We start from the raw sequence: 13,846 nt of genomic DNA on the forward strand, positions 1-13,846 counted from the left end.
CTCATACGCGGTTTCCCTGTGGGGTTCTTACCTGAGCTCGACGGAGTAGCTGGTTCCGTCGAACTCCCATCCGTCGGAGCCTCCACCGATGTCCAGTTCGATGACGTCGTCGATGAAGTGGTCCTCCATCTCGTCGTCGGTGAGCTCGCCGGCCATCCAGAGCGCCTCGATGTCGTTCCAGTCGCCCTGTCGGCCGTCGATCCGCAGGGGCGCGGCTTCTCGTGTTCCGCGCTCGCGCCGGTCACGGCCGGTGGTGACATAGCCGCTGATCTCGAAATCGCCACTCTTGATGTGGGCGGGGATCGGGTCGGCGGGGACGATGGCGACGTTCTCGTAGGCGGTGTGGATGAGGTCGCGGTAGCTGCGGCGGACGTTGTATTCCGGGTCGGACAGCCAGTTGAGAAGCGTCTTGACGGTCACGTCGAGCCCGGCTTCGTCCAGTGCCTGGTAACCGCGGTGGGTTCCGGTGAGCTGGGAGAGCTGGGCGTGCCAGTGCTTGGCGTTGTAGGACGACAGCCTGTGGCGGGGGGTGACCTGGGCGCGCAGGAGGTCGTTGAGTGCGGCGCCCAGGGACTCTCCATGGCCGGTGGGGCCGGCCATCAGTCGTCACCCTCGGGAATCATTTGGCCGGGTTCGATGAACTTGGCCTTGACCTCGCCGAATCCGGTCCCGATCCGGTATGTGGCGGGCGGGGTGCCGGGGAGTGTCCAGAAGACGGCTGCGTCGACGTTGCGCAATGCGATCAGTTTGTGGCCCTCCTGGACGGCCTTGAAGGCGCCGACCCAGTGGCGGACTGAGGCCTCGGCGACCATGCTCATGCGCCAGTCCGGCCGCCAGAACGGGGAGCGCTGTTCCTGGCGCTTGGGCCACAGCAGGCGCAGCGCGATGGACAGCCGCGTCTTGTACGCCTTGTACGGGTCGCCGCCAACCTGCACGAGCTCGGTACGTGCTTCCTTGGCTGCTTCGTAGAAGGGCTTGAACAGGGACTCGTTGTACTTCCCCGTCCAGGAGTCGTGGATGGTCGGCATCGCGGCGAGGTGGCCTTCGCGGACGAGCCGCAGAAGCAGCTTGATGTGCGGGGTGGTGACCCACACGTGGCCCTGTTCGTCGGGCCGGTCGATGATCCGCCCCAGCGGGTGCGGCATGTCCGTGCGCGGCCATTCCGGGATGTCGATGAGGTAGATGCCGGCATGGGTCTTGTCGAAAGCCTCGAGGGGACCGGTGTGCACCAGCTTGTTCGGGGCGAGCGGAACGCCCGAACACGCCGACGGGTAGGAGCCGTTGCGGTCGATCAGGCACAGCACCCCCTCACCGAACACGTCGGACGGCACTACGAGTTGATCTCGCCGGACGCGCTTTCCGTCCTTCTCCCGGGTGTAGGGCACCCGTGTGCTGGTGGCGTCGGGGTGGACCCAGCGCGGCTCGCCGTCCATGCGCTCACTGATCAGTGGCCATGGAGCGCTCTCCCGTTCCTCGAGGCGGATGACCTTGATCGGATGCATCTTCGAGCGGGCGACCGCCTCCTTGAGAAGCTTCAGCGCAGGGAAGGGCGCGCTCTCCGGCTCGTCTTCCTCGTCCCCCGGTTGAAGCTCCACTTCTGCTTCGGCGTCGTCTTCGCCGTCCGGAACGGGTTCGTTGTCGATGGCGGGCTGGGCGACGGCGGGCTCCCCGGTGGTCCGATCGGACACAGCGGTGTTGTAGGCCTTCAGCGCGTCGGCGAGTCGACGTCCGTCGGCGTCGTCCGGCAGCTGCTGCGCCGTCGAAGCTGTCTCGGCCAGCTCAGGCCCGAGGTCGGCCAGGGCTTCCTGGTCGGCGCTTGCCAGCGCGGCACGCAGCGCGGCCAGTACGCGCGTGACGGAGGCTGGCAGCCCTTGCCGGGCGCCGGACGTGTAGGGAAGGGCTGCTTCGGCCAACTCCCGTTCCGTGGCGCTGCCCAGACGCTTCGCGGGTTCTTCCGCGGCCGTGCGGGCGGCGGGGGCCATACCGGCGTCGAGGAAGCGGGCGTGCAGCAGATCGGGGGTCAGGTACGCGGAGCCGATCGCGCCGAAGTCCCGCTCCGAGACTGTCACCTGAACCTTGGAGGAGTCCTCGGTCGGTGCGAGCGTCAGCGTGACGTCGGCGTCCAGGAGCCCCAGAAGTGTGGGATCGGCGCTGTCCACGATAGCGAGTACCGGCACGTGCAGGCTGCGAGCAAGGGAGGCCAGAACCTGGGAGGCGTCCGGGAGACGGTCACCGGACAGGGGAAGCCGGGCGTTGTGGGCGGCCTGGAGGCGGTCCACGACCACGAGGGCCAGGTCCTCGACATGAGGGGCGGTCTCCGCGATCGCCTCAGCGGTCAGGTCACTGCCGTCGTCGATGAGCAGCACGGAGGCTTTCTGGCGGAGCTGTTCGGCGAATTGCTGCTCGTGCTCGGTGAGGCGGCCCTGCTTGAGGCGCGGGTAGTCGCCGCCGGTCTCGGCGGCGAGGATCCTGCGGAAGATGTCGGCTCGGCTCGGCCCCGACGCCGCATACAGGACCTTGCGGCTGTCGATGAGCGCGGTCTTCCTGGCGGCCGACAGCCCCAACAGACTTCCGCCGCCGGCTGGGGGTGCTGCGACGAGTGTCAGCAGGCCCGGCTGCAGACCGCCCGTTGCGGCATCCAGGCCGGGCAGCCCGAACGTGGGGCCGCCGGCGGGGCCGGAGCTGAGCGCGGCGCCGATGGCATCGCCCAGCGTGGCGAGCCTGCGGGGCGCTGGGCTGTCCTGGTTTTGTGGGCTGTTCACCGCACCTCCTGCGGGCACCGCGCCAGCGTGCGCGGTCGTGTCGGACGAGGGGGTACCTGACGGAGTGTCGGCAGGGAGCAGCACCGCGACCGGTGTGTTGCCCCGTCGGAGCACCTGCGGCTGGCCCTGAGCTGCCAGCGTGATGAGGTCGCCGAAGTCTTTCTGTGCGGCGCTCAGTGCGTGGGACGGGAATGCGTCGGCCTTCCGCGCCGCCGGAAGCCGGTCGAGCGGCGCCAGCAGGACGCATTCCTGCTTCCTCTGACCCTTGCAGATCCGGGTCGTGCGCCCGTCTTCCTGGGCGCGCTTGGCCAAGGCATAGAGGGCGTTGCGTGCCGCGGTCGCGTTCATCGCGCCCTCTTCGTGCACCGGCTGATTCACTCACCCTCCCAGGCCTATCAACTCGACACCAGGGTAGCAAAGTTCAGACAATTGCAGACTCAAAGTCACACCGATTTTTGAACTTCTCACTCATTAGCGACGGGTTACAGTGTGAGTTAACCGCCGCGAACACGGCAGCCCGAAGTATCAGGCATAGGTAGGCACACGTCGAAGGCCAGGACCATCAGCACCGGTCCCGGCCTTCCACTCACGCCGCCCGCAGTCGATCACACCCCGCCCGTCGCGGCCTCAGCTCCCTGCCTTCGACTCTGGTCCGGCACTTCGGACGCGCCGCTGGACGCGAGGCACCCGACCGCGCAATGGGTCTTGCCCAAATGGCCATACCGGCCGCCCACGAGGTCCCGCGCCGGCCCGACGACTCGGTAAGGCGCTGGAGCACCCCGTCGAGGAGCTCGCCGCGGCAGTCGGACATCAGGCACAGGACATCAGGCGCACCTGTCGGCACCTGCGCTGAGACTTCCGGGTCGTCAGTGGATGGGAGACGAGGGAAGAGCGGGGCCCTTCGAGCCCGACCTTCCCTCGTCCTCCCGCCTCGTCCGGCGCGTGATGGCATCTCGCCGAGCCAGGTCAGCTCTGCACTGGCGGCTCCTGCTTCTGCTGCTCGTCAGGCACGTACCTTCGGAACCTCTCGTGTGCAGACTGCTGTGCTCGTCCTGAGCGCCTGTGCGATGTCGTCCCAAGAGCAGTCCGCCGCCCCGGCTGCGCGCACGGCCTCCTTCTGCCATCCCTCGGCACTGTTCTTGAGCCGAGTGGCCACATAGGCGGCGAGCAGGGGGCGTTGCTCGTCGGGTGCACCGCCCGGCCGCAGGGGGGCACTGAGCGCCGCGACCGTGTCCTCCACTTCATCGAGCAATCGTCGGAGCTGCTCGCAGCGTGCGGGACAAGCTGACCTCGGCATATCGGACCCACTCTTGTTGCAGCCCTTCATCGCAAGCCTCGGGGTCGTCGAAGTCCACGGGGCGACGAGGTCCACGCCAGCCGCATGCACAGACAGCCCGGGTCCCTTGGGTGCCTCGTCACCCTTCACCTCCGTCGTACTTGAAGGACCACGCCCAGTTCACGCGTCGCTCCCAGGTCTCTTTCGATTCCTCGAAGGTGTCGTGGGGTGCGTCCTCCCCGCCGGAGAGCACCGCAACGACGAATGCCTCGTGGGTCTCGTCCGCGTGCGACCAGCCCATACGTCGCTCCTCGACTCGACTGCGACCGGAAGGCCGTCAGGGTCTCTTGACGGTATAAATATCGTCAGGGTTCCCTAACGAGAATGAGGCTCTTCCAACTTCAGCTTGACGTTGCCAGGTGAAGCGCGAGTACGGCCTTGACCAGGTCAGTGACGCGGGTGGTGCTGCAGCGGAGCTTGCGCAGCAGCCGCCAGGACTTCAGGGTGGCCATCGCCTGCTCGCCGACCGCGCGGATCTTGGCGTGGGTGACGTTGACGGTTTTTTGGCCTGCGGAGAGCTTCTCCCAACGGCCGCGGTAGGGGACACGCACGGTGCCGCCGGCGCCCTGGTACCCCTTGTCCGCCCAGCACCGGACGTCGGCCTCGGCCAGGGCGTCGATGATGCCGTGGGTGCGGGCGGCTTTGATGTCGTGGACCGCGCCGGGCAAGGCGGGTGAGGCCCACAGCAGGCGCCCAAACGGGTCGGTGATGACCTGCACGTTCATGCCGTGCTTCTTGTGCTTCCCGGAGAAGTACGGGCGGTCGGCGGCGATGCGGTCGATGGGCAGCAGGGTGCCGTCGAGGATGACGAACGCCTTGCGTGCGGCGGTGCGGGCGGCCGTGGCAAGGTCGGGGGCGACGGCGGCCAGGACCTCCACCGCCTCGGTGACGTAGCGGTAGACGGTGGCGATCCCGACACCGAACCCGGCCGCGAGCTGGGCGTAGGTGTGCCCGCACCGCAGATGGGCCAGGACCAGCAGGGCCTGCCGGTCCGCGGGGAGCCGGCGCCACCGCGTGCCCCGCTCCCGGCGTCGGGTGGCCAGCAGGCGGGAGAGGTACCGCAGGGTCGAGGTGGACAGATCGATCCCCGATGGGTAGTCAAGCACGTGAGCTCCGGGCGGACAGGTTGCTTTTGGTCGACAACCCATCTACCAGGAGCTTCACCCCTTCCCGGACGCCACCCGCACGCCTCCAACTGGCCCGCCAGTCAGCCAAGTTGGAAACCGGTCAAGCATGCGAAGCCTCTGGTGGACACGGTTCTCTTGGTCGACAACCGGTCTACCAGGGGCTTCGCCCTTGTGTCAGGGCAACTCCGAGACAAAGTAGGCAGGTTGGGAAGGCTGACTGAGTGGACGCCTCATGTCTAACGTTCTGCGGAGCACGGTCTCCAGTCACGAATCCCCGTGACGCCGGGCCGCCTCACCGGGTGCGGCGACACTGCAGGCCGCGGTGACGCCGGGGAACGTCCGTGCGGCGCCGCGCCCGGCCCTCTCGTTACGCCACCTTCGGCCTGCTCATGTCCGGACGTCGCCGCACGGGACGGTGCCGGACCTCAGCCGGCTGCGAAGAAGTCGAGGTAGGCCTGGGCCAGAGCGGTCGGGTTCTCCAGCGCGACGTTGTGACCGGCCGCGGGGATGACGACGCCGTGGACGTCGTCGGCCACTTGCGCCATCTGCTGTGCTACCGCGTCCCCGAGGTATTCCTCGGCTCCGACGGCCAGGACCGGGCAGCTGAGCGGGTCGGCGTAATGCGGGCGGTTCTGTTCGGCGTCGGTCTGCCGGGCGCGGTACATCTCCAGGATGGCCCTGGTGCCGCCCGGCTGCTCGGCCGAGTGCACGATCTCGTTGACGTCTTCCTCGGCCAGCGCGCTGGGGTCCCACATCTGGCGGCGGGCGTAGTACGTCCAGAAGGGCCGTTCCCGTCCGGCCAGCAGCAGTTCGGGGATGTGCGGCAGGCTGAAGAAGCTGAAGTGCCAGCCGGTGCGGCCGTCGTCGGGGGCGAGCGAGGGGTCGGGGCCGCCGCCCGGCATTCCCGGGCCGACCGGAAGTCCCGGCAGGAGCGTTTCCTGGAAGACCAGTTGCCGCACCCGGGGCCGGTGGAAGGCGGCGACGGCATAGGCGATGGCCGCGCCCCAGTCTTCGCCGGCGACGCGGAACCGGTCGAAGCCGAGGTGGGTGGCGAGTGCGGCGACGTCGGCGGCCATCGTGGAGGTGTCGTAGCCGCACAGGGGGCGCTGGGAGCCGCCGGCACCCCGGTTGTCGAGCACGATGACGGTGTAGTGCGGGGTCAGCAGCGGTACAACGTGACGCCAGTAGGCCATGGTCTTCGGCACGCCGTGCACCAGGAACACCGGCTCGCCGGTGCCGCCGATCGCGTAGTGGATCTCCACACCGTTGACTTTGGGCTTGCCGTGTGTGAGCCGGACTCCGGCGTGGTCAGTGAGGTTCACCTCAGTGACCTCCTTCCTCTTCTCATGGGCTGTGCAGGCGCAGACCGTGTGGCGGATCGTCCGGAGCGGCGTTTCTTCGCCGCCGTCCAGCCGGTGTCCGCGGTCGGCGTGAAAGCTTCACCCCCATGCAACCGTGCCTCCATCGCCGCTGATGTCGCATGCGTCGTGCTTTCCCCAGATGGAGTCCATCTGACGATCAGATGGTGGCAGCGCGGGCGCCTCCGCAGCCGCGCCGCTCCCGATCGGCAGGGCCGCGGTCGCCGACGGGCGGCGGGTCAGCCGCCCGCCGAGCGGACACGCAGCAGATGATCGGCGAACCGCGCCGCTGCCGGGCTGGTCTCGCCCGCCGGGGGCAGCATCAGGTGGATGTGCCGCTCCAGACGCACGCCCTCGACCTCGACGAACCGCAGGACGCTGTCCGGGGCGGTCAGCACCGGGTACTGCAGGCCGGTCGGAGCGAAGCCGATGCCGACGCCCGCGCCGACCAGTTCGAGGAACAGTTCCCAGTCGCCGACCTCACAGACGACCCGGCGCTGGATCCCCTCGGTGGCGAACGCGGCGTCACTGAGCAGGCGGGCCGTCCACTGCGGCGGCACCTCGACGAACCGCTCGTCGGCCAGTTCCCCGATGGTGATGTCGGACCGCTCCGCCAGGCGGTGATCGGCACGGCAGACGAGGCGCAGGGGCTCCCGCGCGAGGCCGGTCATCCGGATGCCGGGGACCCGGTCGACCGCGGGTCCGATCACACAGTCCACCTCTCCGGTCCCGATCATCGAGATCATCGTCAGCGCGGGCCCGTACTGGAGGCGCAGGTCGATACCGGGGTGATCGCGGGTGAACTCGCCGAGGTAGGAGGCGAACGGCACCAGATGCTGGGCGGACAGCCCGACGCCCAGACGCAGGGTGCCGATGAGCACGTCACGGGTGTGGTGCACGGCCTCTTCCGCCTGCGCGGCGCTGATCACGGTCCGGCGTGCCGGGCCGACCAGGGCTTCGCCGGCCGCGGTGAGCCGGACCGGCCGGGTCCCGCGGACATAGAGGGGCGTGCCGAGTTCGCGTTCGAGGGCCTGGAGCGAGTTCGACAGGCCCGACTGCACGATGAGCTCTCGCTTTGCGGCGCGGGTGACGCTGCGCTCATCGACCAGCGCCAGAAAGTGCCGTAGCTGTCGGAGTTCCATCGGCCGCCGCCTCCAGGCCTGCGTTGCAGTGCATCCGGACAGTTCCATCTGTCGGACAGATGCAGCCTATCTCCGCACGCTGCCGCCGGATGGCCATCGACGTTCCGACCTGCGTGGTTGACACCGACGAAGCGGTAAGGAACACCATCAAGGACAGGGGATTCACCATGCCGGACCACTCGGCGAAGCACGACGTGCCTCAGCCCGCCGGAAGCGGATCGCAGCGGGCCGCGTTCGTCGTCGCACTGATCTGCGCCGCCCAGTTCGTGCTGCAACTGGACTTCAGCATCGTCAACGTGGCGCTGCCGTCGGTTCAGAGGGAGCTGGACTTGCCCGCAGCGCAGTTGCAGTGGATCGTCACCGGTTACGCGCTGTCCTTCGGGTCGCTGCTGCTGGCGGGCGGCCGCCTGGCGGACCTGCTCGGCCGACGGCAGGTGCTGACCGTCGGCCTGGCCCTGTTCGGGATCGCGTCGCTGGCCTGCGGTCTGGCGCAGTGGCCGATCATGCTGATTGCCGCCCGGATCGTGCAGGGCGCGGCCGGGGCGATGGTCTCCCCGGCCGCGCTGTCGCTGCTGACGACGACCAGCGCGGAAGGGGCAGCGCGCCACCGGGCGCTGGCGATCTGGCAGGCCACCACGGCGGCGGGCGCGACCGCCGGGATCGTGGCGGGCGGGCTGCTCACCCAGTACTTCGGCTGGCGGGCTGTCTTCCTGATCAACCTGCCGGTCATCGCCGTCATCCTCGCGCTGGTCCCGCGCCTGCCGACCGGGAAGCGGTCCGGCGGCGGCAGCCTCGACGTGCGCGGGGCACTGCTGGTGACCACGGGCATTGCGGCGCTGATCTTCGGCCTCAGCAGCGGGCAGCAGCACGACTTCACCACGCCCACCACCCTCGTCGCTCTCGCCCTCGCGGTGCTGCTGACCACGGGCTTCGTGGTCGCCGAAAAGCGGTCGGCGGCCCCGATGCTGCCCCTGCCGATCCTGGCGGAGCCAGCCCGGCGGGCCGCGATCGCTGCCATGCTGCTGATCGGCGCCATCCTGGCCGGCTACGTCTACTTCGCGTCGCTCTACCTGCAGAGGGTGCTGGAATTCAGCCCGGTGACGACCGGACTGGCACTGGTCCCGTCGACTGGCACCGTCGTGCTGGTCTCCACCTTCGGCACACGCTGGCTGACGGCCCGGTTCAGCGTCAAGGCTCTGCTGCTCGCCGGGCTGGCCTGCATGGGCGCCGGGCAGCTGTGGCTCGCCCAGATCACCGCCGGGGCTGGCTACCCGGCGGCCGTACTGCCCGGCATGGTGCTGACCGCGGCAGGGGTCGGGCTCGCCCTGCCGACCGCCTCGATCGCGATCACCAACGGTGTCCGGGCCAGCGACCAGGGGCTGGCCGGGGCGCTGTTCACTACCAGCCAGCAGACCGGCGCCGCGGTCGGCCTTGCGGTCCTCGCCACCGCCGCCGCGGCCACCACCGGCCACAGCGGCTCCCCGGTGGACGGCTACCGCCTGTCGTTCCTCATCGCGACCGCTCTCGCGGTCCTCGCCACGATCATCGTCGCGCTCCAGCTCGGCTCGACACCCCGCCGCGTCGAACCCCAGCGCCGGCAGCCCGGCCCCGACGGAACGCCCAATGCGCGGACCGCGGCGCAGCTCGACGAGAGGTGACAGGACCGACGGGGGCCGGCCGGGCAGCGTCGCCCCCCCCCGTTACTTTTTTCGTGGCTCCGCAATGGGGCCTCCGGCCTTCGGGTCCGGCATGACTTCCCCCCCTTGTTGCAGTTGATGATCCGGGGGGTGGTGTCACCGGGTCCGGAGGCATCGACGGACCGCTGATGAGGGGCTTGAGCGCCGGCTTTACCCGGGCCGGAAAAGCTCTCCGTAACGTGGGTGTGGCAGCTCGGTGCCGAGGCAAGGCCGGACGAAAGCGTGATGGAGGGGCCTGCACGTGATCGACACCGGCGACATCGACGTCTTCCTCGGCCTGGACGTCGGCAAGGGCGAACACCACGCCACCGCCGTCACACCGGCCGGGAAGAAGGCGTTCGACAGGCGGCTGCCCAACACCGAACCCAAGCTCCGCGAGCTCTTCGCGAAACTCCAGGCCAAGCACGGAACGGTGCTGGTCGTGGTCGACCAGCCGGCCTCGATCGGCGCCCTGCCGCTGGCCGTGGCCCGGGACATGGGCTGCCCGGTCGCCTACCTTCCAGGGCTGACGATGCGGCGGATCGCCGACCTCTACCCGGGCGAGGCCAAGACGGACGCGAGGGACGCGTTCATCATCGCGGACGCCGCCCGCGCGATACCGCACACGCTGCGGGCCATCGACGGCGAGGACGAGACCATCGCCGAGCTGGAGATGATCGTCGGGTTCGACGACGACCTTGCCGGCGAAGCGACCCGCGTCGCGAACCGACTGCACGGCCTGCTGACCCAGATCCATCCGTCGCTGGAGCGGGTGCTGGGGCCACGGTTGCAGCACCCGGCCGTCCTCACGCTGCTGGAACGGTTCGGGTCCCCGGCCCAGATACGCAAAGCCGGCAGGCGGCGGCTGGTCACCCTGCTGCGGCCGAAGGCACCGAGGATGGCCGAGCGGCTGGTTGAGGACATCTTCACGGCCCTGGACGAACAGACCGTCGTCGTTGCGGGCACCGAGGCAGCCGCGCTGATCGTCCCGAGCCTCGCCGGATCCCTGGCCGCCGTCCTTGATCAGCGGAGACTGCTGGCCGGGCGGATCGAGGAACTCCTGGAGGACCACCCTCTTTCGAAGGTCCTGACCTCGATGCCGGGCATCGGCGTCAGGACCGGAGCCCGGATCCTGATCGAGGTCGGTGACGGCAGCACCTTCCCGACCGCCGGCCACCTCGCCGCCTACGCCGGTCTCGCCCCGGCAACCCGCAGTTCCGGGTCATCGATCCGAGGCGAACAGCCATCCCGGAGGGGAAACAAGCAGCTCAAACGGGCCTTCTTCCTCTCCGCGTTCGCCGCCCTGGGCGACCCGACCTCAAGGGCCTACTACGACAAGAAGATCAGCCAGGGCAAGCACCACACCCAGGCACTACTCTGCCTCGCCCGACGTCGGGCCGACGTTCTGTTCGCGATGCTCCGTGACGGAACCTTTTACGAACCCCAGCCTGTTCGGGCGGTCGCTCCGCAGACCTAGACCATGGTCAGGAGGTGGTCCGTGGGGCCGTAGTCGATCTTCCAGTCGGCATAGATCCCGGCGGCGCCGTCCTTTTGGCACCGTAGCCCAACGGTCACCCAGCGGACCGATCCGTCGCCGGCGAGCAAGAACGCGACTGCCGTCTCGAACTCCTCGCTCCCGCACGGGCAGCCAGCCTCGCCGGGATCCGCGTCCTCCCAGAACTCCTCGCTATCCGCGATGAACGCTCGGCCGCCGCAACCAGCACATACCCGCTCGGCTCCGCCCTCGGCATCATCAACAAGCACGGAGAACACGCGCCCGCCGCACCCGCCGCAGACGGAAGGAACGATCTTCACCGGACGGTCGTCGGCAGTGTTCCGGAGAAACGCCGCGAGGCCCGCAGAGACACCCTCGCCAACCTGATCATCAGCATGCACAGGCACATCGTTCCAGACATCCGAACTGGCACCCATCCACCTTGACCAAAGACATAGGGGCACCCCCCCCCGGCCGGCCGTCGCCAGGCCGGGGGCGCGCCGCGATTCAGGGCAAGACGCGGGTTTCCGCCGCCCTGCGTCTGACCAGCTCAGGCCGATGATGGAAAAGGCTCAATGAGGAACTGGGTGCTGGCGGACTCGGCCGCCCCGCTGGCCCTTCTCCTGAGTCCGGCCTCTCCAGTAGGTGAACTTCCCATTCGTACCCGTGCTTTCCACGCGGCCGGAGCCGCCAAGGCTTCCGTTGACGACGAGGAGCCGCCCTGACTCTCCTCCTGCCGGGTCAGATCCCCCGCAGCATTCGCAGGGCCGCGATGATCTGCTCGACGGGTTCGTCATTGCGCAGCCGGCGTCGTGCCGGGATGCCGTCGATGCGTACCTCCAGGTCGCTGGGCACCAGCCCTTCCTGGGCAGGGCAAGGCACGATGATGGTTCATTCCCGGGGCCGGCCAGCAGCGTTGGGGAATGCCTGCCGATCGCGTAGACGGGACATGGAGAACCAGGAACCAGATCACCACCTGGCGCGCAGCACGCCGTCTCTGTCAGGCAGCGCGACCTGGAACAGCGGGTGGCGTTCGTCGAGGGCCAGAGGCAGGGCGCAGGCCGCCCTCGCGCCCGCCACCAAAGTGGTCAGCTGTTGGTGGTCGGTCTCGTCGACGGTCACGTGGCGGATCGTTCCGTCCGGTGCCTCCCAGACGAAGTCCACGGATTCGTCCTCGGGCAGTGCGGCAAGGATCGCGTCGACATCAGGGGTGAGGTCGAGGTCGGGCCAGACGGTCAGGAGCGTGCGTGGGCCGAGCGCGGAGCGAACGGTGTCGAGGTTGTCCTCGGTGAGGCGGTGCCAGCGGGTGGCGTTGCGGAGGTAGGCCTCTTCCAGGAGTAGCGTCTGCGGTGTGGCAAGTTCTGCGCGTACTCGTTCCCAAAAGTCCTCGTCCGCAGCCTGTGTCACCTCTGGCTCCTCAAGGTCTGCGGCGTAGGGCGAGGCCGTGATCGGTTCCGCGAACAGGCCGAGCTCGCGGGTCCGGGCGACGGCTGCTTCGCAAGGCTGGTCGCTGCCGACGTACACGTACTGGTCCCACCCGACGTGCACGGTGAACGTGTCACCCCACTCCAGCCTGCACCAGGCGCCCTGGTCGCGGAGCATGGCCCGGACCAGCTCCAGCGCGACCGGCACTGAGACCTCGGCCCCGTCGTAGTAGCCGGTCAGGTCCGGCGGGAACAGTCCACCGAGGCCGTGTCCGTCAACCGGTGCCTCCAGGCCGAAGTTGACGAAGCCGGTGACCTCGGGCTCGCGGATCTCCAGCCGGTCAATGCCCGAGTCCTGCGCAAAGGCGACGATCGCCTCCAAGTAGGCTACTTCGACCGGCCGGCCCGTGGTCGCTCACCGTGTCTTCGGCGCCGTTGTAGTGCCCGCGCTCGTCGCGGTCGGCGGGGTCGTACTTGGTTATCTGGTGGGCGAAGGACGGCGGCACTCTGCTCCCTGGGCCGGCGAGAAGGAGTGTCAGCGTAGTTCGTGACAACCGTCTACCGGGTGGTCCGCCGCTCTCACAGTCCGGGCTTCCTGTCCTGTCTCAGATAAGCCCGGACAGGGCGATCCCCTGACCTGCAGTGCCCGAACTTAGACCGTGTCCTACATGGTGAGGCTGGGTAGTGCTCCTCAACATGGGTCAGGGGACGTGGAGTTGGATTGTTCCGGACGGGCTGTGGGAGATCGCCAGGCCGTTGATTCCGGCGGATCGGGTGCGGCCGCAGGGTGGCGGAAAGCAGAACACGCCTGATGAGACGCTGTTCGCCGCGATCATCTACGTACTGGTCAGCGGTTGCGCCTGGCGGGCGTTGCCGCCCTGTTTTGGGGTGTCGAAGTCGACAGTGCACCGGCGGTTCATGATCTGGTCGAGAGCCGGTGTGTGGGGTCGACTGCACGAGGCGGTTGTGCACCGGCTGGACGATGCCGGCCTCGTCGATGTCTCCCGTGTCGTGCTGGACTCCGCGCACGTGCGGGCAAAAAAGGGGGCGAACACGCAGGTCCGAGCCCCGTGGACCGGGGCAAGCCGGGTTCCAAGATGCACATCCTGTCGGACGCGAACGGACTGCCCATCATCGTCGGTCTCTCCGCCGCCAACGTCCACGACAGCCTCGCGTTGAAACCCATGGTCGAGGGTCACCAAACGAGACATGACCCCTACCGCGGACGCTACTTCAAGCCACAACGCCTTCACGCAGACAAGGCCTACGACATCCCTCACCTGCGGCGATGGCTCTGGGGCAAGCACATCGGGGTCCGCATCGCCCGCAAGGGTGTCGAGTCCAGCGAACGATTAGGGCGCCGCAGGTGGGTGATCGAGCGGACGATGTCGTGGCTGTCGGGCTACCGCAGACTCAGCCCCCGTTACGAGCGCCAACCCGCCAACTACCTGGCCTTTCTCGGCCTCGCCGCAGCCCTCTGCTGCTACAAACGGCTCCTCAAACTCACCATGTAGGACAACGTCTTA

Annotated in this window: 11 protein-coding genes; 3 read left to right on the forward strand and 8 right to left on the reverse strand. The window is 68.6% G+C overall.

What is annotated here, in order from left to right:
* Window positions 1-27: 27 nt before the first annotated feature.
* The 6 genes from LGI35_RS01080 to LGI35_RS01105 form a co-directional block, all read right to left on the reverse strand.
* Complete coding sequence (locus LGI35_RS01080; protein WP_227291702.1) at window positions 28-600, reverse strand: hypothetical protein; 573 nt, start codon at window positions 598-600, stop codon at window positions 28-30.
* Window positions 600-3,140 (reverse strand): DnaB-like helicase C-terminal domain-containing protein, encoded by a 2,541-nt coding sequence (locus tag LGI35_RS01085; RefSeq protein WP_227291703.1) that lies wholly within the window; start codon window positions 3,138-3,140, stop codon window positions 600-602. Before LGI35_RS01085 ends, LGI35_RS01080 begins: the two co-directional genes overlap by 1 nt.
* A 1,037-nt stretch (window positions 3,141-4,177) precedes the next feature.
* Complete coding sequence (locus LGI35_RS01090; RefSeq protein WP_227291704.1) at window positions 4,178-4,339, reverse strand: hypothetical protein; 162 nt, start codon at window positions 4,337-4,339, stop codon at window positions 4,178-4,180.
* Window positions 4,340-4,439: 100 nt separating this feature from the next.
* On the reverse strand, window positions 4,440-5,204 hold the full coding sequence (locus tag LGI35_RS01095) for a transposase family protein (protein WP_227291705.1): 765 nt from the start codon (window positions 5,202-5,204) through the stop codon (window positions 4,440-4,442).
* Window positions 5,205-5,650: 446 nt separating this feature from the next.
* Window positions 5,651-6,547 carry an alpha/beta fold hydrolase gene (locus tag LGI35_RS01100; protein WP_227291706.1) on the reverse strand — a complete coding sequence of 299 codons (897 nt, stop codon included), beginning with the start codon at window positions 6,545-6,547 and terminating at the stop codon, window positions 5,651-5,653.
* 275 nt (window positions 6,548-6,822) lie between these two features.
* Window positions 6,823-7,725, reverse strand: coding sequence for a LysR family transcriptional regulator (locus tag LGI35_RS01105; RefSeq protein ID WP_227291707.1), 903 nt, complete (start codon window positions 7,723-7,725; stop codon window positions 6,823-6,825).
* Between the two features lie 89 nt (window positions 7,726-7,814).
* On the opposite strand from LGI35_RS01105, the gene LGI35_RS01110 reads away from it, so the two are divergent.
* Window positions 7,815-9,383, forward strand: a complete 1,569-nt coding sequence (locus tag LGI35_RS01110) for an MFS transporter (protein WP_227291708.1) — start codon at window positions 7,815-7,817, stop codon at window positions 9,381-9,383.
* 280 nt (window positions 9,384-9,663) lie between these two features.
* Window positions 9,664-10,878 carry an IS110 family RNA-guided transposase gene (locus LGI35_RS01115; RefSeq protein ID WP_423835667.1) on the forward strand — a complete coding sequence of 405 codons (1,215 nt, stop codon included), beginning with the start codon at window positions 9,664-9,666 and terminating at the stop codon, window positions 10,876-10,878.
* Here the strand turns inward: LGI35_RS01115 and LGI35_RS01120 are convergent.
* Complete coding sequence (locus tag LGI35_RS01120; protein WP_227291709.1) at window positions 10,875-11,297, reverse strand: hypothetical protein; 423 nt, start codon at window positions 11,295-11,297, stop codon at window positions 10,875-10,877. The two genes, LGI35_RS01115 and LGI35_RS01120, sit on opposite strands and share 4 nt — an antisense overlap.
* 568 nt (window positions 11,298-11,865) lie before the next feature.
* Window positions 11,866-12,702 carry an RNA-binding protein gene (locus tag LGI35_RS01125; RefSeq protein ID WP_227291710.1) on the reverse strand — a complete coding sequence of 279 codons (837 nt, stop codon included), beginning with the start codon at window positions 12,700-12,702 and terminating at the stop codon, window positions 11,866-11,868.
* Between the two features lie 314 nt (window positions 12,703-13,016).
* Between LGI35_RS01125 and LGI35_RS01130 the strand changes: the two genes are divergently transcribed.
* A protein-coding gene (locus LGI35_RS01130; RefSeq protein WP_227300162.1) for an IS5 family transposase occupies window positions 13,017-13,834 on the forward strand; the annotation gives its coding sequence in 2 pieces (ribosomal slippage) (window positions 13,017-13,356 and window positions 13,356-13,834; 819 coding nt in all).
* Window positions 13,835-13,846 lie beyond the last annotated feature (12 nt).

The sequence above is a fragment of the Streptomyces longhuiensis genome (genome assembly GCF_020616555.1).
GTDB classification, from domain to species: Bacteria; Actinomycetota; Actinomycetes; order Streptomycetales; family Streptomycetaceae; genus Streptomyces; species Streptomyces longhuiensis.

What these genes read in the sequence shown, in the direction of transcription:
- LGI35_RS01080 (WP_227291702.1), bottom strand. Translation starts at nt 600, where the DNA reads ATGGCCGGCCCCACCGGCCATGGAGAGTCCCTGGGCGCCGCACTCAAC.
- LGI35_RS01090 (WP_227291704.1), bottom strand. Translation starts at nt 4,339, where the DNA reads ATGGGCTGGTCGCACGCGGACGAGACCCACGAGGCATTCGTCGTTGCG.
- LGI35_RS01105 (WP_227291707.1), bottom strand. Translation starts at nt 7,725, where the DNA reads ATGGAACTCCGACAGCTACGGCACTTTCTGGCGCTGGTCGATGAGCGC.
- LGI35_RS01110 (WP_227291708.1), top strand. Translation starts at nt 7,815, where the DNA reads ATGGCCATCGACGTTCCGACCTGCGTGGTTGACACCGACGAAGCGGTA.